This window comes from Pseudomonas sp. IC_126, from assembly GCF_004331835.1.
Lineage (GTDB): Bacteria > Pseudomonadota > Gammaproteobacteria > Pseudomonadales > Pseudomonadaceae > Stutzerimonas.
The window spans coordinates 891019-914960 of sequence record NZ_SJSS01000002.1 but is presented as its reverse complement, the minus strand read 5'-3'; the positions used below and the strand labels follow the sequence as shown (position 1 = coordinate 914960).

Annotated in this window: 27 protein-coding genes, 1 pseudogene and 2 riboswitches; of the genes and pseudogenes, 13 read left to right on the top strand and 15 right to left on the bottom strand. The window is 63.4% G+C overall.

Translation table 11 applies throughout. The features are described from left to right. The first annotated feature begins 50 nt into the window (after positions 1–50). Both E0D86_RS09550 and E0D86_RS09545 read left to right on the top strand, forming a co-directional pair. Positions 51–590 (top strand): ATP-dependent zinc protease, encoded by a 540-nt coding sequence (locus tag E0D86_RS09550; RefSeq protein WP_177493035.1) that lies wholly within the window; start codon positions 51–53, stop codon positions 588–590. Between the two features lie 248 nt (positions 591–838). Beyond that, positions 839–1852, top strand: a complete 1014-nt coding sequence (locus E0D86_RS09545; protein ID WP_131649765.1) for an SDR family oxidoreductase — start codon at positions 839–841, stop codon at positions 1850–1852. Here the strand turns inward: E0D86_RS09545 and E0D86_RS09540 are convergent. Next, positions 1849–2466: a cation transporter gene (locus E0D86_RS09540; protein WP_131649764.1), complete on the bottom strand. Its 618-nt coding sequence runs from the start codon at positions 2464–2466 to the stop codon at positions 1849–1851. The genes E0D86_RS09545 and E0D86_RS09540 overlap by 4 nt on opposite strands. Before the next feature lie 104 nt (positions 2467–2570). Between E0D86_RS09540 and E0D86_RS09535 the strand changes: the two genes are divergently transcribed. The 6 genes from E0D86_RS09535 to E0D86_RS09510 all read left to right on the top strand — a co-directional run bounded on the left by E0D86_RS09535 (position 2571) and on the right by E0D86_RS09510 (position 9438). Further along, positions 2571–2990 (top strand): Cd(II)/Pb(II)-responsive transcriptional regulator, encoded by a 420-nt coding sequence (locus tag E0D86_RS09535; RefSeq protein ID WP_131649763.1) that lies wholly within the window; start codon positions 2571–2573, stop codon positions 2988–2990. Positions 2991–3085: 95 nt separating this feature from the next. Beyond that, the gene (locus E0D86_RS09530; protein WP_131649762.1) at positions 3086–3853 is read left to right on the top strand and encodes a sulfite exporter TauE/SafE family protein; all 768 of its coding nucleotides are present in this window, start codon (positions 3086–3088) and stop codon (positions 3851–3853) included. 93 nt (positions 3854–3946) lie between these two features. Beyond that, complete coding sequence (locus E0D86_RS09525; protein WP_102837024.1) at positions 3947–4189, top strand: exodeoxyribonuclease VII small subunit; 243 nt, start codon at positions 3947–3949, stop codon at positions 4187–4189. Next, positions 4186–5073, top strand: coding sequence for a polyprenyl synthetase family protein (locus tag E0D86_RS09520; protein ID WP_131649761.1), 888 nt, complete (start codon positions 4186–4188; stop codon positions 5071–5073). Before E0D86_RS09525 ends, E0D86_RS09520 begins: the two co-directional genes overlap by 4 nt. Positions 5074–5195: 122 nt before the next feature. Further along, positions 5196–7085 carry a 1-deoxy-D-xylulose-5-phosphate synthase gene (dxs, locus tag E0D86_RS09515; RefSeq protein ID WP_131649760.1) on the top strand — a complete coding sequence of 630 codons (1890 nt, stop codon included), beginning with the start codon at positions 5196–5198 and terminating at the stop codon, positions 7083–7085. A gap of 182 nt (positions 7086–7267) precedes the next feature. After that, positions 7268–7483, top strand: a riboswitch (cobalamin riboswitch). A gap of 98 nt (positions 7484–7581) precedes the next feature. Further along, on the top strand, positions 7582–9438 hold the full coding sequence (locus E0D86_RS09510; protein WP_131649759.1) for a TonB-dependent receptor domain-containing protein: 1857 nt from the start codon (positions 7582–7584) through the stop codon (positions 9436–9438). A 23-nt stretch (positions 9439–9461) separates the two neighbouring features. On the opposite strand, the gene E0D86_RS09505 is transcribed toward E0D86_RS09510, so the two are convergent. From E0D86_RS09505 to E0D86_RS09460, 10 genes are all read right to left on the bottom strand, one after another. Continuing rightward, positions 9462–10265, bottom strand: coding sequence for a cobalamin-binding protein (locus E0D86_RS09505; RefSeq protein ID WP_131649758.1), 804 nt, complete (start codon positions 10263–10265; stop codon positions 9462–9464). Beyond that, positions 10262–10681: a hypothetical protein gene (locus E0D86_RS09500; protein WP_131649757.1), complete on the bottom strand. Its 420-nt coding sequence runs from the start codon at positions 10679–10681 to the stop codon at positions 10262–10264. The genes E0D86_RS09505 and E0D86_RS09500 overlap by 4 nt, the downstream gene beginning before the upstream one ends. Next, the gene (ribA, locus tag E0D86_RS09495; RefSeq protein WP_131649756.1) at positions 10678–11295 is read right to left on the bottom strand and encodes a GTP cyclohydrolase II; all 618 of its coding nucleotides are present in this window, start codon (positions 11293–11295) and stop codon (positions 10678–10680) included. Before ribA ends, E0D86_RS09500 begins: the two co-directional genes overlap by 4 nt. Positions 11296–11412: 117 nt before the next feature. Further along, the gene (locus tag E0D86_RS09490) at positions 11413–12060 is read right to left on the bottom strand and encodes a TIGR02281 family clan AA aspartic protease (protein ID WP_131649755.1); all 648 of its coding nucleotides are present in this window, start codon (positions 12058–12060) and stop codon (positions 11413–11415) included. An 84-nt stretch (positions 12061–12144) separates the two neighbouring features. Beyond that, positions 12145–12645: a phosphatidylglycerophosphatase A gene (locus E0D86_RS09485; RefSeq protein WP_131649754.1), complete on the bottom strand. Its 501-nt coding sequence runs from the start codon at positions 12643–12645 to the stop codon at positions 12145–12147. Between the two features lie 35 nt (positions 12646–12680). Next, on the bottom strand, positions 12681–13640 hold the full coding sequence (gene thiL / locus E0D86_RS09480) for a thiamine-phosphate kinase (protein WP_131649753.1): 960 nt from the start codon (positions 13638–13640) through the stop codon (positions 12681–12683). 14 nt (positions 13641–13654) lie between these two features. Then, on the bottom strand, positions 13655–14137 hold the full coding sequence (gene nusB / locus E0D86_RS09475; protein ID WP_131649752.1) for a transcription antitermination factor NusB: 483 nt from the start codon (positions 14135–14137) through the stop codon (positions 13655–13657). Continuing rightward, on the bottom strand, positions 14134–14610 hold the full coding sequence (gene ribE, locus E0D86_RS09470; RefSeq protein WP_131649751.1) for a 6,7-dimethyl-8-ribityllumazine synthase: 477 nt from the start codon (positions 14608–14610) through the stop codon (positions 14134–14136). Before ribE ends, nusB begins: the two co-directional genes overlap by 4 nt. A gap of 58 nt (positions 14611–14668) precedes the next feature. Then, entirely contained in the window at positions 14669–15748 is a 1080-nt protein-coding gene (gene ribBA / locus E0D86_RS09465) for a bifunctional 3,4-dihydroxy-2-butanone-4-phosphate synthase/GTP cyclohydrolase II (RefSeq protein WP_131649750.1), read from the bottom strand. A gap of 19 nt (positions 15749–15767) precedes the next feature. Beyond that, positions 15768–16436 (bottom strand): riboflavin synthase, encoded by a 669-nt coding sequence (locus E0D86_RS09460; protein ID WP_131649749.1) that lies wholly within the window; start codon positions 16434–16436, stop codon positions 15768–15770. 119 nt (positions 16437–16555) lie between these two features. After that, a riboswitch (FMN riboswitch) is annotated at positions 16556–16835 on the bottom strand. Between the two features lie 358 nt (positions 16836–17193). Between E0D86_RS09460 and E0D86_RS09455 the strand changes: the two genes are divergently transcribed. Beyond that, positions 17194–17943: a hypothetical protein gene (locus E0D86_RS09455; RefSeq protein ID WP_131649748.1), complete on the top strand. Its 750-nt coding sequence runs from the start codon at positions 17194–17196 to the stop codon at positions 17941–17943. A 29-nt stretch (positions 17944–17972) separates the two neighbouring features. On the opposite strand, the gene ribD is transcribed toward E0D86_RS09455, so the two are convergent. Then, on the bottom strand, positions 17973–19082 hold the full coding sequence (ribD, locus tag E0D86_RS09450) for a bifunctional diaminohydroxyphosphoribosylaminopyrimidine deaminase/5-amino-6-(5-phosphoribosylamino)uracil reductase RibD (protein WP_131649747.1): 1110 nt from the start codon (positions 19080–19082) through the stop codon (positions 17973–17975). Further along, on the bottom strand, positions 19079–19546 hold the full coding sequence (nrdR, locus tag E0D86_RS09445; RefSeq protein WP_131649746.1) for a transcriptional regulator NrdR: 468 nt from the start codon (positions 19544–19546) through the stop codon (positions 19079–19081). The genes ribD and nrdR overlap by 4 nt, the downstream gene beginning before the upstream one ends. A gap of 113 nt (positions 19547–19659) precedes the next feature. Here nrdR and E0D86_RS09440 point away from each other — a divergent pair, with 113 nt between their 5' ends. The 4 genes and pseudogenes from E0D86_RS09440 to trxA all read left to right on the top strand — a co-directional run bounded on the left by E0D86_RS09440 (position 19660) and on the right by trxA (position 22329). Next, positions 19660–20088, top strand: a complete 429-nt coding sequence (locus E0D86_RS09440; RefSeq protein WP_371924052.1) for a YbaY family lipoprotein — start codon at positions 19660–19662, stop codon at positions 20086–20088. Further along, a pseudogene (locus tag E0D86_RS09435) lies at positions 20085–20735 on the top strand (methyltransferase); the annotation flags it as partial. The gene E0D86_RS09440 and the pseudogene E0D86_RS09435, both read left to right, overlap by 4 nt. 110 nt (positions 20736–20845) lie before the next feature. Then, positions 20846–21376: an RNA 2',3'-cyclic phosphodiesterase gene (thpR, locus tag E0D86_RS09430; protein WP_131649744.1), complete on the top strand. Its 531-nt coding sequence runs from the start codon at positions 20846–20848 to the stop codon at positions 21374–21376. Positions 21377–21459: 83 nt separating this feature from the next. Then, complete coding sequence (trxA, locus tag E0D86_RS09425) at positions 21460–22329, top strand: thioredoxin (protein WP_131649743.1); 870 nt, start codon at positions 21460–21462, stop codon at positions 22327–22329. 87 nt (positions 22330–22416) lie between these two features. Here trxA and E0D86_RS09420 read toward each other — a convergent pair whose 3' ends face one another. Both E0D86_RS09420 and tesB read right to left on the bottom strand, forming a co-directional pair. Further along, positions 22417–23007: an HAD family hydrolase gene (locus E0D86_RS09420; RefSeq protein WP_131649742.1), complete on the bottom strand. Its 591-nt coding sequence runs from the start codon at positions 23005–23007 to the stop codon at positions 22417–22419. Further along, positions 23004–23873: an acyl-CoA thioesterase II gene (gene tesB / locus E0D86_RS09415; protein ID WP_131649741.1), complete on the bottom strand. Its 870-nt coding sequence runs from the start codon at positions 23871–23873 to the stop codon at positions 23004–23006. Before tesB ends, E0D86_RS09420 begins: the two co-directional genes overlap by 4 nt. Positions 23874–23942 lie beyond the last annotated feature (69 nt).

Genomic DNA, 23942 nt, shown 5'->3' with positions numbered 1-23942 from the left:
GCGCGCTGACTCTATCGAAACCACGGCTTTCGTTGATTTCGAGGTAATAGATGCGCCATCCGACACGCTTCATCCGCAACCGACTCGTCCCGATAACGCTGGCAGCTCTGCTGCTATCACCAGGCATCGCGACAGCCACCGCCAACTCGCCACAGGTACTCGGCTGGGTCGAGGAAGGGCTGATTCTTCCGGAAAAAGTGGCGGTGAAGTTCAAGCTCGATACGGGCGCGTTGACGTCCTCGATGCATGCGGAAAACATCGACCGCTTCGAGAAAGACGGCGAGGACTGGATACGTTTCACCGTCGAACTGGAAGACATCAATACCGAAAAGCAGGTGAGGACACGTCTGGAGCGCAAGATGGTCCGGGACCTCACGGTGCGTGGCGCAGGCGGTGCGGAGGATCGCCCTGTAGTGCTGATGAAAGTCTGCCTGGGCAGTCAGGTCTATGAAGAGCAGTTCTCGCTGAACGACCGGGACAAGATGAACTACCCCGTGCTCATTGGCCGCCGCACGCTGGAGAAGATCGGCCCCGTGGATTCATCGAAGACATTCACCGTCGAGCCGAGCTGCGCTGACGCCGGCAGCTGATCCGTACCGCACGCTCGGATGACCGCACCGATTCACAGCTCATCGCCTGGGTGCAACTCACCCAACGCCCCTCCGGTCAACTGAAAGCGCCACCGCTGCACCTGGCGCCGAGCCTTTCATCGCCCGAACGTCACATCGATGAGATCACCGGACCGAGTCCGCGCCCACCGACACGGCGTGGGTTACATGAAGACAAACCAGGCAGCGCTGGTTCGCGACTTCACCCGTCACCGGAACAGGAGCTTGAGATGACCAACCGCGACCAGACTGCCGTGATCTGCGGCGGAACCGCCGGCGTGGGCCGCGCGACCGCCCATGCCCTGGCGCAGGCAGGTTTTCGCGTGGCCGTGATCGCGCGTGGCGAACAGGGCCTGGCCGACACGCGCCAAGCGCTCGAAGCGGCCGGCGCCACGGTGCTGACGATTGCCGCCGACGTCGCCGATGCCGAAGCGATCGACCGCGCCGCCGAGCGGATCGAAGCCGAGCTGGGTCCGATCGAGCTCTGGATCAACGCGGCCATGGCCACGGTCTTCGCACCAGTCGAGAAAATCATCGCGGCGGAATACAAGCGGGTCACCGAGGTAACCTACCTGGGCTTCGTCCATGGCACGCTGGCCGCGCTGCGACATATGCAACCCCGCAATCGCGGCACCATCGTGCAGGTGGGCTCGGCGCTGTCCTATCGCGCCATCCCGCTGCAATCGGCTTACTGCGCGGCGAAGTTCGCCATCCGCGGCTTCACCGACTCGTTGCGCTGCGAGCTGATCCACACCAAGAGCAAAATCCGCCTGACCATGGTCCAGCTGCCGGCACACAACACGCCACAGTTCGACTGGTCGCGCAACAAGATGCGCAAACGCCCACAACCGGTGCCGCCGATCCACACGCCCGAGGTCGCCGCCCGCGCCATCCTCCGCGCCGCCACCGATGCGCCGCGTGAACTCTGGCTGGGGCGTGCCTCGTTCCAAGCGATCATCGGCAACATGTTCATGCCGGGGCTGCTCGATCGCATGATGGCCAAGCAGGCCTGGAGCGGGCAGATGGCCGACGAGCCGGCCAACCCCGCGCAGCCGGACAACCTCTTCGAACCGGTCGAAGACTTGCATCGCATCGATGGCCGCTTTGGGGACCGGGTTCAGGACCACGCCGTCGCCCTGAGCAGCGAAACCGTCGGCAAGCTGGCGGTGGCAGGACTGGCAGCAGTGACCGTCGGCGCGGTGGCACTGATCGCGTCTATCGCCTCGGGTCGCAGCCGACGTTAAGGCGCCGTGCGCAATTCCTGCCGCGCCTGGCGCACCACCGACCAACCGGCAGAAAGTGCCAGCCCCGCCATGAACAGCGCCACGAGGAAGTCCGGCCAGCCAGAACCCGTTCCGAAAACGCTCGCTGCGGCAATCATCACCGCGATGTTGCCCAGCGCGTCGTTGCGGCTGCATAGCCAGACCGAGCGCATGTTCGAGTCGCCCTCGCGAAACGCATAGAGCATCAGCGCCACGACGACGTTGGCAACCAGCGCCAGCGCGCCGATGGCGCCCATGGTCAGAGGCTCCGGCACCACGCCGGCATGGATCGCCCAACCGGCGCGACCCAGCACGAACACGCCAAAGGCCAACATCGACAACCCTTTCACCATGGCTGCACGCGAACGCCAGACCAGGCCCATGGACAGCACCACCAGCGTGATGCCGTAGTTGGCGGCATCCCCGGCGAAGTCTATGGCGTCGGCCAGTAGCGAGACCGAGCCGGACCGCAACCCGCCGCCGACTTCCACGACGAACATGATTAGGTTGATCGCCAGCGCGAACCACAGCGCCTTGCGAAAACGCGGGCTGACCGCCGGGGTTGAGCAGCCTGAATCACAGCATCTCGACGACATGGAAATGTCTCCTGGACTATATTCGGAGCCATTGCACACCCTGGAGCCGCTCCAGGGTCAAGCCCTATCCTGAGCACGATTGCAGCGAGACGAAGGAGACCATCATGCGTATAGGCGAGCTGAGCACGGCGGCCGACGTGGACGTCGAGACCATTCGCTATTACGAGAAGATCGGGTTGATGCCCGCCCCGGAGCGCGGTGCCAATGGCTATCGGTCTTACTCTTCCAAGCAACTGGCGCACCTGGTGTTCATTCGCCACTGCCGAGCGCTGGACATCGGGCTGGCCGACATCCGTCGGCTGCTGGAGTTTTCCAATCAGCCGGACGCCAGCTGCGGCGACATCAATCTGCTGATCGACCAACAGCTCGAGCGTGTCCAGACGCGGCTGGAAAGCCTCCATGCCCTGGAGCATCAGCTGCAGGCGCTGCGCAGTTGCTGCACTGACGGCCGTCCGATGCAGGGCTGCGGCATTCTTAACGAGCTGGCCAGCGCGCGGCCGGACGAGGTTCGGCGCGAGCCTTGAGGCTCCGGTTCGCAAATACAGCGTCGCTGCTGTCAACGCTTGGCGGACCGCGCGCCCTTGGCTAATCTGCGTCTCTTTTGCCACGAGCCGTTCCGATGCCGCTGTTCGACATGTTGCTATTGATCGCTGCCGGCTTTGCCGCGGGTGGCATGAATGCGCTCGCCGGAGGCGGCACCTTCTTTTCGTTTCCAGCACTGCTGGCCACAGGCCTACCGCCGGTTACCGCCAATGCGACCAACGCCGTGGCGCTCTGGCCTGCAAGCCTCGCTGGCGCCTGGGCTGCGCGCTCGGCTCTCCAGCCGTTGGGACGCTACCTGATCCCGCTGTTACTGGCCGGTCTGATCGGCGGTTTGCTCGGCGGCCTTCTGCTACTGGCCAGTGGTGACGACATCTTCAGTCTGCTCATTCCATGGCTGTTGCTGCTGGCCACCGCGCTGTTCGCCGCCAGTCCTTGGCTAAGTCGCTGGCTCGCGGCACGAAAAGACGAAAGCGCTGTACCACCGCATGCGCCGGCATCGCTCGCGGCACATGGGCTGGTATCGATCTACGGCGGCTATTTCGGGGCGGGCATGGGCATCCTGCAACTGGCGGCCTTCTCCATCGAAGGTCACCAGCTGGTTCGCGCCAACGCGCTGAAGAATCTGATTTCCGCCGTCATCTATAGCGTTGCCACAGCCACGTTCATCATTGCCGGGCGCGTGAGCTGGTATGAGCTGGCCATCCTGCTGATCGGCACCACGCTCGGCGGCTATGCCGGCGGCGCGCTGAGCAAGAGACTGCCAGCCAACTGGCTGCGCGCCTTCGTCATAGGCGTCGGCAGCGCTATGACGCTTTATTACTTCCAGGATATCTACTGGCGCTAAGCGGCGGATCGTCCGGTCGGCTTATGGCGTATGCCGTCCAGCTCTGCTAGTGTCGCGCCCGTTTCAGAGCAGCCGCAGAGAACAGGTTCCGCCATGGCCCGCAAGAAAGTCGCCCTCGATTTCGAACAATCCCTCGCCGAGCTGCAACAGCTGGTCGAGCGCCTGGAAAGCGGCGAGCTGTCGCTGGAAGACTCGCTGACCTGTTTCGAACAGGGGATCGGGCTGACCCGCGACTGCCAGGCCGCCCTGAGCCAGGCCGAGCAAAAGGTGCAGATCCTGCTGGAGCGTGACGGCAAGCTGCAGGAAGCCCCCTTCGAGGTGGACCCGGAAGCATGATCGACGAGTACCAGCAACGCTGCCAGAAGCGCGTCGACAGCTGCCTCGAGACGCTCTTCATTCCCCCCCGCCCACAACTCGAACGCCTCTATCAGGCCATGCGCTACAGCGTGATGAATGGCGGCAAGCGCGTGCGCCCGCTGCTGGTCTACGCCGCCTGCGAGGCGCTCGAAGGCGGCAGCGCGCAAGCCGATGGCGCCGCCTGCGCCGTCGAACTGATCCACGCCTACTCGCTGGTGCATGACGACCTGCCGGCCATGGACGACGACGACCTGCGCCGTGGCCAGCCGACCACCCACAAAGCCTTCGACGAAGCCTGCGCGATCCTCGCTGGCGACGGCCTGCAAAGCCTAGCCTTCGAAGCGCTCGCAGCCGAGGCGCACAACCCGGGCGATCCAGCCCTGCGCCTGGAAATGTTCAGCAGCCTCGCACGTGCGGCAGGCCCGGCCGGAATGGTTGGCGGGCAAGCGATCGATCTCGGATCGGTCGGCCTGAAACTCGACCGCACGGAGCTGGAACTGATGCACCGCCACAAGACCGGCGCGCTGATCGAGGCCAGCGTGCGCCTCGGCGCCCTCGCCAGCGGACATGCCGATGCCGACAAGCTGGCCGCTCTGCAGCGGTACGCACAAGCCATCGGCTTGGCCTTCCAGGTGCAGGACGACATCCTCGACGTGGAAAGCGACACCGTCACGCTCGGCAAGCATCAGGGCGCCGATATCGCCCGCGACAAGCCCACTTATCCGGCTTTGCTGGGTATGGACGCGGCAAAAGCCTACGCACTAGAGCTGCGCGACCAGGCGCTCGATGCCGTCGCGCCCTTCGGTGCCGCTGCCGAGCCGTTGCGCCAACTGGCCCGCTTTATCGTCGAGCGCCGTAGCTGAGCCGGCCTGTCGCTGGCCGTATCGCCAGCGCCTATGGGGCGACCGTTGATGCCTGGGTCATTCTTCTCCCTGTAACCATCGGGTAAACTGCGGCTCTTTTTTCAGCCAAAACGATCCGCCCGATGCCCAAGACGTTCCATGAGATTCCTCGGGTCCGCCCTGCGACGCCCGTTCTAGACCGCGCGGCCACTCCCGAGCAACTGCGCCGACTGAGCGAAGCGGAACTTGAAGAACTCGCCAACGAACTGCGGCAGGACCTGCTCTACAGCGTCGGCCGGACTGGCGGGCACTTCGGCGCCGGACTCGGCGTGATCGAGCTGACCATCGCTCTGCACTATGTCTACGACACTCCGGACGACCGCCTGGTATGGGATGTCGGCCATCAGGCCTATCCGCACAAGATCCTCACTGGCCGCCGCGAGCAGATGGCTAGTCTGCGTCAGAAAGACGGCCTCGCCGCCTTCCCACGCCGCAGCGAAAGCGAGTACGACACCTTTGGCGTCGGCCATTCCAGCACCTCGATCAGCGCCGCCCTGGGCATGGCCATCGCCGCGCGCATGCAGGGCAAGAAGCGCAAATCCATCGCTGTGATCGGTGACGGCGCGCTCACTGCCGGCATGGCTTTCGAGGCCTTGAACCACGCCCCGGAAGTTGGCGCCGACATGCTGGTGGTGCTCAACGACAACGACATGTCCATCTCGCGAAACGTCGGCGGCATGTCCAACTATCTGGCGAAAATCCTGTCCAGCCGCACCTACACCAGCATGCGCGAAGGCAGCAAAAAAGTGCTGTCGCGCCTGCCCGGCGCCTGGGAAATCGCCCGCCGCACCGAGGAATATGCCAAGGGCATGCTGGTCCCGGGCACGCTGTTCGAGGAGCTGGGCTGGAACTACATTGGCCCCATCGACGGCCATGACCTGCCGACACTGATCGCCACGCTGCGCAACATGCGCGACCTGTCCGGCCCGCAGTTCCTGCACGTGGTGACCAAGAAGGGCAAAGGCTTCGCCCCGGCAGAAGTCGACCCCATCACCTGGCACGCCATCAGCAAGCTGGAGCCCGTTGGCGGTCCGGTTGCGCCGAAGAAACCCAGCGGCCCGAAATATTCCAACGTGTTCGGCCAGTGGCTATGCGACATGGCCGCCGCCGACCCGCGCCTGACCGGCATCACGCCGGCCATGAAGGAAGGCTCCGACCTGGTCGATTTCAGCGAACGCTATCCAGATCGTTATTTCGACGTTGCCATCGCCGAACAGCACGCCGTGACGCTGGCCGCCGGAATGGCCTGTGAAGGCGCCAAGCCGGTGGTCGCGATCTACTCGACCTTCCTGCAACGGGCTTACGACCAGCTGATCCATGACGTCGCGGTGCAGAACCTCGACGTGCTGTTCGCCATCGACCGCGCCGGCCTGGTCGGCGAAGACGGCCCGACCCACGCCGGCAGCTTCGATCTTTCGTACCTGCGTTGCATCCCCGGCATGTTGGTCATGACGCCGAGCGACGAGAACGAGATGCGCCGCATGCTGACCACCGGTTATCACTTCGAAGGCCCGGCGGCGGTGCGCTATCCGCGCGGTACCGGCCCGAACGCGACCATCGAACCTGGCCTCGAACCACTGGAAATCGGCAAGGGCGTGATACGCCGCCAGGGGTCGAAGGTGGCGCTGCTGGTGTTCGGCGTACAGCTGGCCGAAGCGCTGCAGGCAGGCGAAGCACTCGACGCCACAGTGGTCGACATGCGCTTCGTCAAACCCTTGGACGAGGCGCTTGTGCACCAATTGGCTGAAGCCCACGACCTGCTGGTAACCGTCGAGGAAAACAGCGTCATGGGCGGTGCCGGTAGCGCCATCAGTGAATTCCTGGCCGCTGAGAACCTGCACAAGCCGGTCCTACACCTGGGACTGCCGGACTACTACGTCGAGCATGCCAAGCCGAGCGAGATGCTCAAGGAATGCGGACTCGATGCCGGCGGTATCGAAGCGGCGATCCGCGCGCGGCTGGCGCAGCACTGAACCATCGACGCAAGATGCGCGGCCCACGCCGCGCTGAGTCACACCCTTTCGACACCATGTCCGGGGGCCGATGGTGCATGTTCGAGCCACCACAAGCCCGCCACATCCGCTCTCGCGGCCAAGGCTCCTCCCGTTGCCGGCACATTGCTTGTATTTCTTCTGAGCAGCCCTTAAGGTTCCCGCGATTTCCAATCCGCCCAGGTGTGCACGACCGCAAGGTCCGCATTAAACGGGAAGCCGGTGCGCTCGTTGAGCAAGGCCGGCGCTGCCCCCGCAACGGTAATCGACCGCGATCCATGAGGATCGCCGCCCGCTCAACCGCCACTGTGCTCAGCATGGGAAGGCGAGCGTGGTGCGTGTCGAAAGCCCGGAGACCGGCCTGACGGATTCGACTGGTGTTGCGGAGGGCAGCACCGTCAAGCGCGGCCGCCTATCATCATGCCCTCGCTTGTTCCTGCCCTCCTCAAAAGCTGTGATCTTTTGAGGAATTTCAAGAATGAAACTGTCCCGTATTGCTTTGGCCGTGGCGCTGTTGCCCGGCGTACCGGCGTTTGCCGCCGAGATCGAGCATGAACTGCCGAACATGCTGATCACCTCGGCGCGCCAGGCCGAACCCCGTACGCAGGCTACCGCTGCCAACACCCTGTTCACCCGCGCCGACATCGAGCGCCTGCAAGCCCGCAGCGTGCCTGAATTGCTGCGCCGCGTTCCCGGTGTGCAAATCAGCAGCGCTGGCGGCGTGCCCTCCCTGTCGTTACGCGGCACCGGTACGGCACAGACGCTGGTATTGCTCGACGGCCAGCGTATTTCGTCGGCAACCAGCGGTTTCGCCCGCCTCGACTATCTCGCCATCGACAACATCGAGCGCATCGAAGTCATCCGCGGCCCCCGCTCGTCGCTCTATGGCGCCGACGCCATTGGCGGCGTCATTCAAATCTTCACGCGCAGCGGCAAACGGGGCGTGCATCCCGAAGTGCGCCTGGCCGCCGGCAGCGACCAGACCTTCCAGCGCAGCCTGAATTTATCAGCCGGCACTCAGCAAACACGCGTCCATCTCGGTGCCAGCCTCGATGAGCGCGACGGCTTCGACATCACCCGCGACAATCGTGGCGCCGATGGCGACGACGACGGCCAGCGCACCAAGGCGCTGCATTTGAAGCTGGATCACCGGTTCAACGCCGATTGGAAAACTGGACTGAGCCTCAACGACCAGCGCGGCGACAACGAGTACGACGATGCTTACGAGTTCGCCCCCGGCATCCCGCAGGACGAGTTTCGCCTCAGCAGTTACAGCGGTTATCTGGACGGGCAGCTGGGCGAAATTTGGAACAGCCGCATAGAACTAGGGCGCAGCTTCGATCGTAATCGCGCGGTCGGCTCTGCGTACAACGACAGCCTCCTGGAAACTACCCGTCATTCCGCCGCCTGGCTCAATCGACTGCAACTGAGCGAGAGCCAACAGTTGAGCCTTGGTAGCGACTGGTACGAGGACCGCCTCGACGCTACCACTGCCTACCAAGAGGACAGCCGCGACAATCTGGCCTTCTTCGCGCAACACAGCTTTGAGGGCGAAGGCTTCGGCACCGAACTCGGCTTGCGCCACGATGACAATGAGCAGTTCGGCCCCCATAACAGCTGGAATGCTGCGTTCAGCCTGCCGGTAGGCCTATCGCAGCGATGGATACTGAGCTACGGCGAGGGCTTCCGCGCGCCGACGTTCACCGACCTCTACGCACCGCCAGCATGGGGCCCCAATCCGGACCTGGAACCGGAGACTTCCAAGACCTACGAGCTGCAATGGCGCGCCGACTTCGACGGCACCCAGCTCGAAGCCTCGGTTTACCGTACCGACGTGGAAGAGCTGATCGCCTGGAGCGGCAATCGTATGGAAAACGTCGCCCACGCACGGATCAACGGCTTCGAGGCCAGTATTGCCCGTGAACTGCTGGGTTGGCAGGCCAATCTTGGCTTGAGCATCATCGACCCGCGTGACCGCGACAGCGGCCACGTACTACCGCGCCGCGCCAAGCGCACGCTCAGTCTTGATCTTGACCGCACATTCGACACGCTTTCGGTCGGCGCCAGCTGGCATGTGTCCAGCCCCCGTCACGATGACGCGGCCAACACTCAGGAGCTGTCCGGTTATGGCGTTCTCGATCTGCGCGCGGGCTGGCAGAGCCATCCCGAGCTGCGCTGGGAGGCCAAGGTCAGCAATCTGTTCGACCGTGATTACGCGTTGGCAACCTATGATCGCCCAGCCGGGCCGTCATGGACCGATCCAACGCAGAACCATACTTATCGCGAAGCCGGCCGCACCGCGCTGTTCGCAGTGACCTGGACGCCGTCGCTCTAAGCGTTAATGATGGGCGCCCGCCATCAGGGCGCCGCCCGAGCCATCACCTCGCAGAGCTTCCCGATCGCCCCGAGCATTTGGAAGCTCGGGCGCTCCAGCCCCTTATCCGGCACTGCCCACAACTGGTCTTTACGCACCGCGGCGAGCTGCGGCCAACTTTTCCACTCGACGAGCTGCGCACCACTGCCGGCCAGGATCACGTCCGGATTCCTCGAAAGCACCGACTCGATGCTGACCTGGGGCGCAGGCAGGTGTAGATCGGCGAACACGTTGCGACCGCCACAGACTTCAATGGCTTCACTGATGATCTGCCGTCCACCGAGGGTATACAGCGGGCGATTCCAGATCTGATAGAAGACCGCCAGCGGTTGCTCGCGGTGGTAACGTTGGCGCAGCTGCTCCAACCCATCGGTGAACTGTTGTTGCAATTGGCGCCCCTGCTCGCCCCGTCCGATCCGCTCGCCGATCAACGCGAATTGCTCGGCCAGCTGTTCGAGCGAGGTCGGCTCCGCAACCAGCACCGGAACGCCAAACTGTTTGAGCTGCTCATGCTGCGCCCGGCTAATGCTATCCGGCCAAAGCAGTACCAGGGTCGGTTGCAGGGCGAGCAGACTTTCCATTTCCAGTTGCCCGATCCGCCCCACCGATGGCACCTCGGCCAGCGCTGCCGGCCGATCCCCACCGTCGAGCACGCCGACCAGCAGATCGGCTGCGTCCAGTTCCAGCATGATTTCGCTCAGCGAAGGCGCCAGGCTGATCACTCGCTCCGTCGCCCCATGAGCAGGCGAACTCAACAACGCGACCAACAGCATCAGGATCGGCATCATTGCAGCTGTCGCGGCACGCGGTAGAGCATCAGCAGTACCAGGCTGCCGCACACCAGCAGCAACTGGGCGATGGACTCCAGCCCCAACGGCGCGCCGAACGCCGCCAGCCAGGCCGGCAGAGCCGCGGTCCGTAAGGCATGTAGCCGAATGGCGCGCAATGCCGTCCAGGCGGAGGGCTCTGCATCGGTGCCCAAGGCTTTTTCCGTGGCGATCAGGATTTGCTTGTAGGACGTGAATCGGGGCAGATTGAGAAACAGCGTGGCGAGACCAATGCCGAACAGTGGCAAGGCGAGATGTTCAGCGAAGCGGCCTGCCAGTTCGGGAAGCTGTCGGCTGATGAGCACCGGCACCACGATCAGAAGCAGGTACACCCAACCGTCGCGAGACAACTGGCGGCGAGCGGCTCCGCGGTTCACGACTGCTCGGCTTCGCCCTGGTGAATCTCGCCCAGCATATGGCCGAGCTTGCCGGCCTTGGTAGCGAGGTACTTGCGGTTGTGCGGGTTGTGCGCGATCTGCAGCGGCTTGCGCTCGGCGATACGGATGCCGAAGCCCTGCAGCGCCTTGACCTTGCGTGGGTTATTGGTCATCAGCTTGATTTCGGAAATGCTCAGGTGCTCCAGCATCGGCAGGCAAATCGCGTAGTCGCGCATATCCGGCGCGAAGCCCAGGCGCTCGTTGGCTTCGACGGTATCGGCACCCTGATCCTGCAGCTCGTAGGCGCGAATCTTGTTCAGCAAGCCGATACCACGCCCTTCCTGGCGCAGATACAGCAGCGCGCCACGCCCCTCATCGGCGATAGCCTTCAACGCGGCCTCCAGCTGGAACCCGCAATCGCAGCGCAGGCTGAACAGCGCATCACCGGTCAGGCACTCCGAATGCAGGCGGCCCAGCACGGGCTTGCCATCGGCGACATCACCCATCGTCAGTACGACATGCTCTTTGCCCGTGTCCTGATCGAGAAAACCATGCATGGTGAACACACCGAACGGCGTCGGCAATTGGGAAGCGGCGACGAAGACGACAGACACCGGAGAGACTCCAGAAGGCGGAAAAGCGGGCATTGTAACAGCAGAAGCAAGCTTGAAGCCCGTGTGCAGGCTGACGCCACACGCTTATGTTTTGACTTCAAGCTTTCAGCAGCTTCTCTAAATCTTCGACTCAAGCCTCAACACGCCCTGGTCCTCGCGCCAGCTGACCCGGCCGAGAAAACTCATGCCCAGCAGCGCCTCGGTGGGCGATGAGCCTTCCACCACCACCGCCTCCACGCCCATCACGTCGATGGCGCCGACCTTGACGCTGTTCAGATGTACCTGCCAGGCCTTTGCCGTACCGCTGGCAGTGCCGACCACGATCTGCTTGCCGTCGACGCGATAGTCGATGCCCAGACGGCGCGCCTGATTTTCATTGAACGCCACCGAGGTAGCGCCGGTGTCGACGAGAAACTGCACCGGTTGGCCGTTGATCGAACCAGCGATCCAGTAATGGCCACCCTGCCCCTTGGCGATGCTCAGTTGCTTGCGCTCGGGCTCGGCAAAGCCCGAGCTCAGCTCACGGCTAAGACTGTAGCTCCGCTCGACACCTTCGACGCGCAGCACGGCACCTTTGGCGTCGGCACTGATCACTTCGACACCGCCCGGCCCCATCTGCCCGACACGGACCAACTTGCGCTGGCCATCGACGTTCAGAACTGCAGCGCCGGGAAACAGGCCCACCACCTGTACGCGCGGCGCGGCGGTAACGGTGAAGGCAATCAGCGACAGCGTGGCAGCGAGCAGCAGGGCGACGGAACGCATCGGGGGATCTTCCTTGAGGCACGGGCGGAACGGCATTCTTCCATGGCCATGTGCTGGTTACAGCGACCAGACGCACAGCCCGGCTCAGCCAAGCAGCATGACGACCAGATGCACCAGCGCACAGGCGGCGAAGCCGGCGAGAATGTCGTCGAGCATGATCCCGAGGCCACCGGTCACATTTCGATCGATCCAGCTCAGCGGCCAGGGCTTGACGATGTCCAGCACGCGAAACACGGCGAAGCCGAGCAACAACCAGTGCCAGCCTGCCGGCACCAGCCAGAAGGTGATCCAAATCCCAGCAAACTCGTCCCAGACGATGCCTTCATGGTCGTGCACGCCCAGATCCTGCGCGACCTTGCCGCACAGCCAGATGCCGAACAGCATGCTGGCGACGATCACCAGGCCGTAGCCCCAGCCGGGCATGGCCTGCCACAACGGCACGAACGCCAGCGCCACCAGCGACCCCCAGGTACCGGGCGCTTTTGGCAAGGTACCCGATCCAAAACCGAAAGCCAGGTTATGCCAGGGATTGCTCCATACCGACACGGGCATTGGCTCGGCGGCAGGCTGCAGGGAATCGGTCAACGGGTTGTCCTCTCGTTCAGGCCTGGATAGGCCGGTCAGCTCTCGAAATGATTGTAGCCACGAGGGCCGACGCCGATGGCATTGCCGTCGGCGTCGAGTAGCTGCACACCCTCGCCCGACGTTACGTGGCCGATCACATGGATTGGCCAACCCTCATCCAGCAGCGCCGGTAACGCCTCGGCTGGCAGGGTGAACGCCAGCAGATAATCATCACCGCCGGTCAAGCCGCACTGCAGGGCCTGTTCCGCACCAGCGAAGCCCAGCAATACCTTCGAAAGCGGCACGCTGGACTGCTCGATACACAGCGAGACTCCGGACGCGGCGGCAATATGCGCACAATCGGCCAGCAGACCGTCGGAGATATCCAGCGCGGCCGTGGCCTTGCCGCGCAATGCGCGTCCCAATGCAAGCTGCGGTTGAGGTGTCCAGTAGCGTCGAAAAAGCGCCGCCGCCTCGACCGTATCGCTCTCACGCTCACCCAACACGATCGGCAATGCACCCGCGGCATCGCCCAGCGCACCGCCAACGCAGAGCAGATCACCCGGTTGCGCCCCGCTGCGCAGCAATGCCTGGCCTGCCGGCACACGTCCGAACACCGTCAGCGTCATGCTCAGCGGACCGCGCGTGGTATCGCCGCCGATCAGACGCATCGAGCAACCCGCCGCCATCGCGTCGAGGCCGCGAGCGAATTCGCACAACCAGCTGGAATCGGCCGTCGGCAACGTCAGCGCAAGGGTAAAACCGATCGGCGTGGCCCCCATGCCGGCAAGATCACTGGTCGATACCGCAAGCGCGCGCTGGCCGAGCAGATACGGATCGCAGGGATCGGGGAAATGCACGCCGGCAACCAGCGTGTCAGTGGAAACCGCCAGTTGCTCGCCTGCCGGCAATGCCAGCAGAGCGCAATCATCACCAATGCCCAACGCAACATCGCCGCCAGCCCTGGCACAAGCGGCGGCGGCGAAGTAGCGGCGGATCAGTTCGAACTCACCCATCGGTCGGTGCAGTCTCAGCGCTTGCGAGCGTTGACTTCGGCGCTGCGCAGGCTGGGCGCCAGCTTGTCCAGCACACCGTTGACGAACTTGTGTCCATCGGTGGCGCCGAATACCTTGGCCAGCTCGATGCCTTCGTTGATCACCACGCGGTACGGCACGTCGATGCGGTGCATCAGCTCGTAGGTGGACAGGCGCAGGACGGCCAGCTCCACCGGGTCGAGCTCATCCAGCGGGCGATCGAGATGCGGCACGATAGCGCCGTCGACTTCCGTCTTGGCGCGCGCCACGCCGGTCAGCAACTCATGAAAGTAGGTGCCGTCGACGCCCGAGAAATCGTTGTCGACGCGAAACTGCGCCTCGATTTCGTTCAGGCTCTGGCCCGCCATGTGCCACTGATACAGCGCCTGCATTGCCAGGCTACGCGCCACACGGCGCGTAGCGATCTTGCCCTTGGCCTTCGGCTGGGGCTCCTGGCTGTCGTCGTGATTGAGGCTCACTTGGCCTCCAGCTGCGCCAGCAGGCTCACCATTTCCAGAGCGGAGAGTGCGGCTTCGGCGCCCTTGTTACCGGCCTTAGTGCCGGAACGCTCGATGGCCTGCTCAATGGAATCAACGGTCAGCACGCCAAAAGCGACCGGTACGCCGAACTCCATGGACACCTGGGCCAGGCCCTTGGTGCATTCACCGGCGACGTACTCGAAATGCGGAGTACCGCCACGAATGACCGCACCGAGGGCGATGATGGCGTCGTATTCACCCTGCTGAGCGACTTTCTGCGCAACCAGCGGGATTTCGAAGGCGCCCGGCGCGCGAATGATAGTGATGGCGTCTTCCGGGATACCGTGGCGTACCAGCGTATCGACGGCGCCGCTCACCAGGCTTTCGACGACGAAGCTGTTGAAACGGCCCACTACGAGGGCGAATTTGCCCTGCGGGGCGATGAAGGTACCTTCGATGGTCTTCAGGGACATGGGTGTTTTCTCATCTCTTTAAAGAACGAAGGCGCCGCGACTTGCGCGGCGCCTCTGATTATTCGGCCGGCAGGTATTCTACAACTTCCAGATCGAAGCCGGATATCGCGTTGAACTTCATCGGCGAACTCATCAGGCGCATCTTGCGCACACCGAGGTCGCGCAGAATCTGCGAGCCGGCACCAACGGTGCTATAGGTCGCCGGAGCCGGCGGCTGTTGACGGTTCAGCTGCGCCAGCAACTGCGGTCCGGTCAACGGATTGCCCAGCAACAGCACCACGCCGCTGCCGGCCTTGGCCACTTCGCTCATCGCAGCGCGCAGGCTCCAGCGGCCTGGCACGGTGACCAACAGCAGATCGCGCAGCGGCTCCATGTTATGTACGCGCACCAGCGTTGGCTCTTCCGGCGATATTTCGCCGCGGGTCAGCGCCATATGGACGGTGTCTTCAACGCCGTCGCGGTAGGTGACCAGCTTGAACTGCCCCAGCTCGGTTTCCAGCGGCTGCTCGGAAACGCGCTCGACGGTCCGCTCGTGGATCATCCGGTAGTGGATCAGGTCGGCGATGGTGCCGATCTTCAGGCCATGCCGTTCGGCGAAGACTTCCAGCTCGGGCCGGCGGGCCATGGTGCCGTCATCGTTCATGATTTCGCAGATCACCCCGGACGGCTCGAAACCGGCCATCCGCGCCAGATCGCACGCCGCCTCGGTGTGACCGGCACGCGCCAGCACGCCGCCGGGCTGAGCCATCAGCGGAAAGATGTGACCAGGGCTGACGATGTCCTCGGCCTTGGCCTCTTTCGCTACTGCCGCCTGGACGGTGCGGGCGCGGTCGGCAGCAGAGATGCCGGTGGTCACGCCAACCGCCGCCTCGATGGAAACGGTGAACTTGGTGCCAAAGCCGGAGCCGTTACGCGGCGCCATCAGCGGCAGCTGCAGGGTTTCACAGCGCTCGCGGGTCATCGGCATGCAAATCAGGCCGCGCGCGAAACGGGCCATGAAGTTGATGTGCTCGGCGGTCACGCATTCGGATGCGACGATGATGTCGCCCTCGTTCTCGCGGTCCTCGTCATCCATGAGGATGACCATCCTGCCGGCGCGGATGTCTTCGATCAGTTCTTCAGCGGTGTTCAGAGCCATGTGGCCGAATCCTTCTAATTTAACGAGCGCGGTTCAGGTAGCCGTTTTCGGCCAGAAAGCTTTCTGTCAGGCCCGAGGCATTCGGCTCGGCTGCCTTGTCACCCATCAGCAGGCGCTCTAAATAACGCGCTAACAGATCCACTTCCAGATTCACCTGCCGCCCGGGGCGGTAGTCGACCATGATGGTTTCGGCCAAGGTGTGCGGGACGATGGTGAGCTCGAACTCCGCGCCGCTCACGGTGTTTACCGTCAGGCTGGTGCCATCGACCGTGATCGAGCCCTTGAGCGCGATGTACTTGGCAAGCTCGCGCGGCGCGCGGATGCGGAACTGCACGGCGCGGGCGTTTTCCTCGCGCGCCACCACCTCACCCACGCCATCGACGTGACCACTGACCAGATGCCCACCGAGACGGCTGGACGGCGTCAGGGCCTTCTCCAGATTCACCCGGCTGCCGGCCTTGAGATCGACGAAGGCGGTACGGGCCAGGGTTTCGCGGCTGACGTCAGCCCAGAAGCCACTGCCCGGCAACTCCACGGCAGTCAGGCAGACGCCGTTGACCGCGATGCTGTCGCCAAGTTTGACGTCTGACAGGTCCAGCTTGCCGGTCTCGACCAGCACACGGACGTCGCCGCCCTTGGGCGTCATCGCACGAATGGTCCCGATGGACTCGATTATTCCTGTGAACATACGGCCTCCCGTGGAAGGCTGTTGAAACGATGCATATGACCAACTCCTGTTTTGGATAAAACAGGGCGCTGCAGATCGATAGGGAGTAGACGCGCGCACGAACGGCGCCCGTCGAGGCATCCCGCTCTCTCTCATCCGGACTATACCGTCGGCCCCGGAATCACACCGGGTCTGCTGACCTTGTCTAAGACAAGCGCTCGCGGGCTAGGCACGAATTGAAAGCTACTGCGCTCAGGTCATGCTGCGTTGTAATCCTCCTCGAAATGCTCATTCACCGCAGTAAATTCCGCTTTCTCGTCGAATCACGCCTTGCCTGCCCTGCGCTCGCTACGCTTTCAACGTTTTTATAGCTGCGCCATTACCGCCGGTGGGGAATCTCACCCCGCCCTGAGAACGTGGGTCGGTTAGGACCCGGCGCAGTTTTTACCACAAACGAGCCGATTCTGCAGCCGGCAAACGACCGTTTGACTGCCGAGGCAGCCGCTCAAAAAAATTCCTCGCCTCAAGCAACTAGCGCTGCGCTTGTTTGTCCATACGCATCAGAATCGGCCTGACAACGCGATTGCCGCGAACTCGTGCCGACGCAAAGCAAGACGATCAGGATGGAACGTCACTCCGCATTACGTCGTACCGACACGCCGAGCCAGGATCCGCTCGCACTTTTGGCGATCCCCCGCGCAGACCAGGACACGATCAGGAAGAACGCTCCGAACCTTCACATGTGCCGCGAGGGATGGGTATGTCAGAGGTTACGGCTATGGACACGTCGGCTGCCGTTCAGGCTGCCGAGATCGACCGCAATGGGTTTGCGGTCATCGAGCAATACATTTCAGCCGAAGTACTCGAGCAAGGCCGCGCGTTTATCGAGCAGCAAGCAGCCAATCACGAGGGCGAGTACTTCGCGATTCACGGCATCGAGGCGCTGGGCGGCAGCATCGTGGCAGCATTGGCGCTTTCCGCCCCCTTGAAGGAAACGCTGGCGGAGCTGTATCACCTCCAGACGGGACGGGAGCCTGCGGCAACGGAGCAGATCTTCCCGGTGATCCGCTGTCTGCAGGGCCGCAACGGACTCAAGCAGTCGCATTTCTATCACTTCGATGCCACGGCGGTCACCGCGCTGCTTCCGCTGTTCATCCCGACCGAGGGTGAACACTGCGGCGACTTGATCATTTTTCCGAACCTGCGGCGCGTTCGCTTCAATGCCTTGCGCAACGTGATCGAGAAGGCGGTGCTGCATAACACTCTCAGCCAGAAACTGGTCGCCTTTGCGGTGAAACGCAGCTGGCTACGGCCGATCCGTTTGAAGCTGGTGCCCGGCAACCTCTATCTGTTTTCGGGCTACCGCAGCCTGCATGCCAACGACCAGTGCGACCCGGCCATGCTGCGCGCCACCGCGCTGTTCCACTTCGGCAACCCGCACCATGACAGCCTGCTGGCGCGGCTCCTGCTGGGTGCCAACAAGCGCCGGGCGAAACTTGACCACAATGGACTCAAGCCGGTGAATTGAGCGAGCTGATTCGTCTCGTCGAGTTCGGATCAGCCGACCGGGCGGGCAACGATGCGCCAGTCGTCGCCAACCGCCCGGATATCCTCAATCTTCAATTCGGGCGCTTCGCTCATACGTGCCAGCGGCAGGTCGAGCAACGGACGAGCCGAGGAGCCGAGAAATTTCGCGGCGACGAATATCTGGTATTCATCGATCAACCCCAACGCGGCGAAGGCACCGGCGAGACGTGGGCCGGCTTCGAGCAGCACTTCGTTGGCGCCACGATTGGCGAGTTCGACCAGCAGACCACGCAGATCGACACGACCCACATCGCTGGCTAGCGCCAATAACTCATGACCTGCCGCCTGATAGCTTGCCGCCTGCTCATCGCCAGTACTGACCACCAAAGCCGAGCCAGCCTGAAAGAACGGCGCATCCAGCGGTACGCGCAAACGTCCATCGACCAACACGCGCAGCGGTGGACGCTGCATGGCCAGCGCGGTCAGTTCGTCATCCAGTCCCAGCTCGGCAGCGCGTACCGTCAACCGCGCGTTATCCATCATCACCGTGTCGGCACCGGTCAGCACCACGCTGGATTGCGCGCGCAGCCGCTGCACTTCCGCGCGTGCCGCCGGGCCGGTGATCCATTGGCTTTCGCCGCTGGCCATGGCAGTGCGGCCGTCGAGGCTCATCGCAAGTTTCGCGCGCAGCAGTGGCAAGCCGGCTTCCATGCGTTTGACGAAGCCGGCGTTCAGCGCCCGCGCTTCGCTTTCCAATACGCCGCTGGTGACTTCGATGCCAACACTGCGCAAGCGTGCCAGACCACGACCGGCAACCTGCGGATTGGGGTCCTGCATAGCCGCGACCACGCGCCCAATACCCGCCTCGACCAGCGCTTCGGCACAGGGTGGCGTCCGTCCGTGATGGCTGCAGGGTTCGAGCGTGACGTAGGCGGTCGCACCGCGCGCACGTTCACCGGCCTGAAGCAGCGCATGGACCTCGGCATGCGGCTCGCCGGCTCGTACGTGCCACCCTTCGCCGATCAGCTCGCCATCCTTGACGATGACGCAACCGACTCGCGGATTGGGATGTGTCGAATACAAGCCTTTGCGCGCCAGTTGCAGCGCGTGGGCCATCCAGGCGTGATCGTTGCTGTTCATTCGGTTTTCGCGGGTTCGCGCGACAGGCGCTCGATTTCCTCGCGGAACTCGTTGAGGTCCTGGAAGCGGCGATAGACCGAAGCGAAGCGGATATAGGCCACCTCATCGAGCTTTTGCAGCTCGGCCATTACCAGCTCGCCGAGCACCCGCGATTTGATTTCGCGCTCGCCGGTGGCCCTCAGCCTGTGTTTGATATGGGCGATGGCTTCTTCCAGCCGCTCGACGCTGACCGGACGTTTCTCCAATGCGCGCTGCATGCCGGCACGCAGCTTTTCTTCGTCGAACGGCTGGCGACTGCCGTCCTGCTTGATCAACCGCGGCATGACCAGCTCGGCGGTTTCGAAGGTGGTGAAACGCTCGCCGCAGGCGAGGCATTCGCGGCGACGACGGACCTGATCGCCCTCGGCAACCAGGCGCGAGTCGATGACCTTGGTGTCATGTGCAACGCAGAAGGGACAATGCATGGTTTAGAGCTGTCAGACGTCGGAGAGCCATGGTAGCGCATCGCGTCGGCAAGACAAATCGAGCGGATTGTTGCTATACAGGCGCGCATCAACGTCACGTTCTGGAGCCGTCCGTGCAGTTACGCCCCTTCATGTTGCCCGCCTTGCTCCTGGCCCTGGCTGGCTGTTCGAGCCAAGAGACCCAGCGCCCTGCCACCCCCGTCCTCTTCGAGGAACCGCCTCAGGCGACCACCCCGCTGCACGAGCTGCACGGTAGCCTGCTCGGCGTCCCGGCCGACAGCGAGGTCGACCTGGCCCTGCTGGAAGTCAACCGCCGGGACCAGCCCGATCGTTTGCTGAGCAATGTCAGTTTGAAAGGGCGCGGCGGCGAGTTGCCGTTCATTCTCAAGTTCAACGCCGAAAATTTCCCCAAGAACCAGCAGGTCGAACTGCGCGGCCGCGTCACCCGCTCGGGGCAGTTGATCATGCGTCTGCCAGCCGTGCAGATCAGCAGTCCGGCCAGCCAATCGCTGGGGCCGCTGCGCCTGGTTCCTGCGCCTTGACCCCGCCCGCCGCATTGCAGGCGGCATTGGCCGACCTGCTCGGCGATGCGCGCTTGGGCGTCGCAACCCTACCCGATACCGACATCCGTCTTTGGCTGATCGATGCAGACAACATGGATCGCGCGTTCAGCCCCGAGGAAACCCGGCGGATTCTCGACGAGCCGCCCTACTGGTGTTTCTGCTGGGCAAGCGGCCTGGTGCTGGCGCGCTGGTTGGCGGAGCGCCCCGAGTGGGTACGCGGCAAACGCGTGCTGGATTTCGGCACGGGTTCAGGCGTTGCAGCGATCGCTGCTGCCAAGGCGGGCGCGGCGGAAGTCGTCGCCTGTGATCTCGACCCATTGGCGCTGGCTGCCTGCCGGGCTAATGCTGAGCTCAATGACGTCCAGCTGAGCTATTCCGGGGATTTTTTCGCCGAGGCCGACCGCTACGACCTGATCATCGTCGCCGACGTGCTCTACGACCGCGCCAATCTGCCGTTGCTGGATCAATTCTTGAGCCGAGGCCGCGAAGCGCTGGTTGCGGACTCACGGGTGCGTGACTTCCAACACGCGCTATACGAGCGCCTGGACATCCTCGACGCCTGCACCTGGCCGGATCTGGCCGAGCCAGCGGAATTTCGACGAGTCAGCCTCTATCATTCGGTAAGGCGTGGAGACGATAAGCGCGTTGAGCAGCTGGAAGACAGGCGTTTGGCTTCCGGATCGACCGTAGAAGCGCATCAACCGTAGCGAGGGCGAAACCGGAGGCTGAGCAAGCGATGACGACCGAAAAAGACCTGCGTCTGTTCTTTGCCCTACCCTGCCCGCCGACGCTGGCGGATGCGATTTGTAGCTGGCGCGACGCCCAAGGGCTCGATGGTCGACCCGTGGCGCAGGCCAATCTGCACCTCACTCTGGCATTTCTCGGCAGTCAGCCGGAGAGCGCATTGGAGACGCTGAGGCAGCTCGGCGGGCATTTGCGCGCCGACGCCTTCAGGCTGCGGCTGGATCAACTACGGGTCATCGGTCATGGCTTCGCCTGCTTGATCCCGAACCAGATGCCGACGCCGCTGAGTCAACTGGTCGAACAGCTGCATGCGGGCCTGTCCACACACGGTTTCGCCCTCGATGCGCGTCCGTTTCTGCCGCATGTGACGCTCATACGCGATGCGCGGACGCAACCAACCACAACGCCGCCCGCGTTCGAATGGCCAGTGGATCGTTTCGGCCTGTTTCTTTCCACCCATACGCCGAGCGGCGTGCACTACCGTGAACTGGCGAGTTGGCCCCTGACCGCAGCCAACGGCTGACTGACCGCCACTTGCTTCCGCTTCGGATCGCCCCCACTTAACATGCTCGCCTCATTTCGCACGCGCCCATTTCGAGAGTTCCGATGAGCCAGACTCCTTTCATCTTCGACGTCACCGCCAGCAACTTCGAACAACTGGTGCTGGAAAACTCCTTTCACAAACCGGTACTGGTGGACTTCTGGGCCGAGTGGTGCGCTCCGTGCAAGGCACTGATGCCGCTGCTGGCGAAGATCACCGAGGAATACCAAGGTGAGTTGCTGCTGGCCAAGGTCAATTGCGATATCGAGCAGGACGTGGTGGCGCGCTTCGGTGTGCGCAGCCTGCCTACCGTGGTGCTGTTCAAGGACGGTCAACCGGTCGACGGCTTTGCCGGTGCCCAGCCCGAATCGGCGATTCGCACCATGCTCGAACCCCACGTGCCGGCACCCGCTGCGCCCGATGCCGATCTGCTCTCGACCGCGCAGGCGCAGTTCGCCGAAGGGCGCATCGGCGAGGCGGAAAGCCTGCTCAAGCAACTGCTGAGCGAAGACAACGAAAACGCTGCGGCGCTGATCCTCTATGCACGCTGCCTGGCCGAACGCGGCGAGCTGGGCGAGGCCGAAACGGTGCTCGGTGCGGTCAAGGGCGACGAGCACAAGCAGGCACTCGCCGCCGCACGCGCTCAATTGACCTTTTTCCGGCAAGCCAACGACCTGCCGGAAGCCGCCGACCTCAAGAGCCGTCTGGCGCAAAACGCAGAGGATGACGAGGCGGCCTACCAGTTAGCGATCCAGCAACTGGCGCGCCAGCAGCACGAAGCGGCACTGGATGGATTGCTCAAGCTGTTCGTGCGCAACCGCAATTACGCCGACGGCCAGCCGCACAAGACACTGCTGCAGGTATTCGACCTGCTGGGCAACGACCATCCACTGGTCACGACTTACCGGCGCAAGCTGTATCAGGCGATTTACTGAATCAGGAAGGGAAAGGGGCAACCGCCAGGCTGCCCCTCTTCTGCACGAATTTCCTCGCCGGTAGGGTGCGCGCTTAGCGCACCGGCATCAGCCCAACATCCGCCGTAATTGCCCACAATCACGCGCATGCAGATCGGTCAGCTCCGGCCAGAGGTTTTCCGGCAGGTTGACCAGCACGCCACGAGCACCGGCGGCCTTCGCACATTCCAGATCGAAGCGATAGTCGCCGACCATCACCAGCTCGTGCGGCGGCACTGACCATTTCTCGGCGAAATGCAACAAACCGCCCGGATCGGGTTTAGGCGGCGCCTCGTCGCGGCCAAGAATGTCGTCAGACACAAAGCAGTCGCCCATGCCCACCGCCTGCAAGGTCACCAGCGCCAGCTCATGGGCATTGCGCGTCAGCACGCCGAGCCGGCACCCGCAGTCACGCAGCTCGTGCAGCAACTCCAGCGCGCCCGGTGCCGGCGTCGCGGCATAGGCCAGTTCGCGCTCGTGCTCCAGCAACCACGCGCGCTTGCTTGCCGCCTCATCGTCCGGCAACGCGGCGAGGTGATGCAGGATGTCGTCTTCCAGCGGAATATCCAGCGCCCGCTTGATCGCCGGAAAATCATGCACGGCGATGGTCAGGGTGCCGTCCATGTCGAACACCCAATGCCGCGCATCGGCCAGCTTCACTTCCAGTCCTCACGCACGCGAATCAGGCCTTCCTGCGCGACCGAAGCGACCAGTTCGCCGGCGCGGTTGAAAATGCTGCCACGGGCGAAACCACGTGCGTTGCCGGCCCAAGGGCTATCCATGGAGTACAGCAGCCAATCGTCCGCGCGCACTTCACGGTGGAACCAGATGGCATGGTCGAGGCTCGCCAGCTGGATGAATTTGCTCCAGGAACTGACGCCGTGCGGCTGCAGCGCGGTGCCGATGAAGCTGAAGTCCGACGCATAGGCGACCAAATATTTGTGCAGTGCGGCGTTGTCGGGCAGCGAACCATCGGCACGGAACCAGATGTGCCGAATCGGCTCGATCGGCGCGGGATTGATCGGGTCCTGCAGCGTCACGGGACGAATCTCGATGGGCTTGGGACGACGCAGTTTTTCGGCTACCCGCGGCGGCACCAGCGGCGTCAGCTGATGCAGCAACTCCCACTCGCTGAGCAGATTTTCCGGTCCGGCCACCTCGGGCATCGGCAACTGATGCTCGTAACCGGTCTCGTCCGCCTGGAACGAAGCGCTGCAGGTAAAGATGGTCTGCCCTTTCTGGATCGCACTGACGCGCCGGGTGGTGAAGCTGCCGCCGTCACGCACTCGGTCGACGTCGTAGACCACCGGCTGATGTGAATCACCCGGGCGCAAGAAATAGCCGTGCATGGAATGCACATGACGCTCAGGCGCCACGGTCTGGCTCGCCGCGGACAACGCCTGACCAACCACCTGACCGCCGAACAGTTGCGGGAAGCCCAGATCCTGGCTCGCGCCACGAAACAGGTTTTCCTCGATTCGCTCCAGCGAAAGCAGATTCACCAACGTATCCAGGGTGTCGGTCATGATGTTGTTCCTTTATCTAGGCGGCACGGGCAAGGCGCGCAATATTACGGATTCGGCAGGTTTCGCTCC

Coding starts and splice junctions, on each gene's coding strand:
- E0D86_RS09550 (WP_177493035.1), top strand. CDS start 51: ATGCGCCATCCGACACGCTTCATCCGCAACCGACTCGTCCCGATAACG.
- E0D86_RS09545 (WP_131649765.1), top strand. CDS start 839: ATGACCAACCGCGACCAGACTGCCGTGATCTGCGGCGGAACCGCCGGC.
- E0D86_RS09540 (WP_131649764.1), bottom strand. CDS start 2,466: ATGTCGTCGAGATGCTGTGATTCAGGCTGCTCAACCCCGGCGGTCAGC.
- E0D86_RS09535 (WP_131649763.1), top strand. CDS start 2,571: ATGCGTATAGGCGAGCTGAGCACGGCGGCCGACGTGGACGTCGAGACC.
- E0D86_RS09530 (WP_131649762.1), top strand. CDS start 3,086: ATGCCGCTGTTCGACATGTTGCTATTGATCGCTGCCGGCTTTGCCGCG.
- E0D86_RS09525 (WP_102837024.1), top strand. CDS start 3,947: ATGGCCCGCAAGAAAGTCGCCCTCGATTTCGAACAATCCCTCGCCGAG.
- E0D86_RS09520 (WP_131649761.1), top strand. CDS start 4,186: ATGATCGACGAGTACCAGCAACGCTGCCAGAAGCGCGTCGACAGCTGC.
- dxs (WP_131649760.1), top strand. CDS start 5,196: ATGCCCAAGACGTTCCATGAGATTCCTCGGGTCCGCCCTGCGACGCCC.
- E0D86_RS09510 (WP_131649759.1), top strand. CDS start 7,582: ATGAAACTGTCCCGTATTGCTTTGGCCGTGGCGCTGTTGCCCGGCGTA.
- E0D86_RS09505 (WP_131649758.1), bottom strand. CDS start 10,265: ATGATGCCGATCCTGATGCTGTTGGTCGCGTTGTTGAGTTCGCCTGCT.
- E0D86_RS09490 (WP_131649755.1), bottom strand. CDS start 12,060: ATGCGTTCCGTCGCCCTGCTGCTCGCTGCCACGCTGTCGCTGATTGCC.
- thiL (WP_131649753.1), bottom strand. CDS start 13,640: ATGGGTGAGTTCGAACTGATCCGCCGCTACTTCGCCGCCGCCGCTTGT.
- ribE (WP_131649751.1), bottom strand. CDS start 14,610: ATGTCCCTGAAGACCATCGAAGGTACCTTCATCGCCCCGCAGGGCAAA.
- ribBA (WP_131649750.1), bottom strand. CDS start 15,748: ATGGCTCTGAACACCGCTGAAGAACTGATCGAAGACATCCGCGCCGGC.
- E0D86_RS09460 (WP_131649749.1), bottom strand. CDS start 16,436: ATGTTCACAGGAATAATCGAGTCCATCGGGACCATTCGTGCGATGACG.
- E0D86_RS09455 (WP_131649748.1), top strand. CDS start 17,194: ATGGACACGTCGGCTGCCGTTCAGGCTGCCGAGATCGACCGCAATGGG.
- ribD (WP_131649747.1), bottom strand. CDS start 19,082: ATGAACAGCAACGATCACGCCTGGATGGCCCACGCGCTGCAACTGGCG.
- nrdR (WP_131649746.1), bottom strand. CDS start 19,546: ATGCATTGTCCCTTCTGCGTTGCACATGACACCAAGGTCATCGACTCG.
- thpR (WP_131649744.1), top strand. CDS start 20,846: ATGACGACCGAAAAAGACCTGCGTCTGTTCTTTGCCCTACCCTGCCCG.
- trxA (WP_131649743.1), top strand. CDS start 21,460: ATGAGCCAGACTCCTTTCATCTTCGACGTCACCGCCAGCAACTTCGAA.
- tesB (WP_131649741.1), bottom strand. CDS start 23,873: ATGACCGACACCCTGGATACGTTGGTGAATCTGCTTTCGCTGGAGCGA.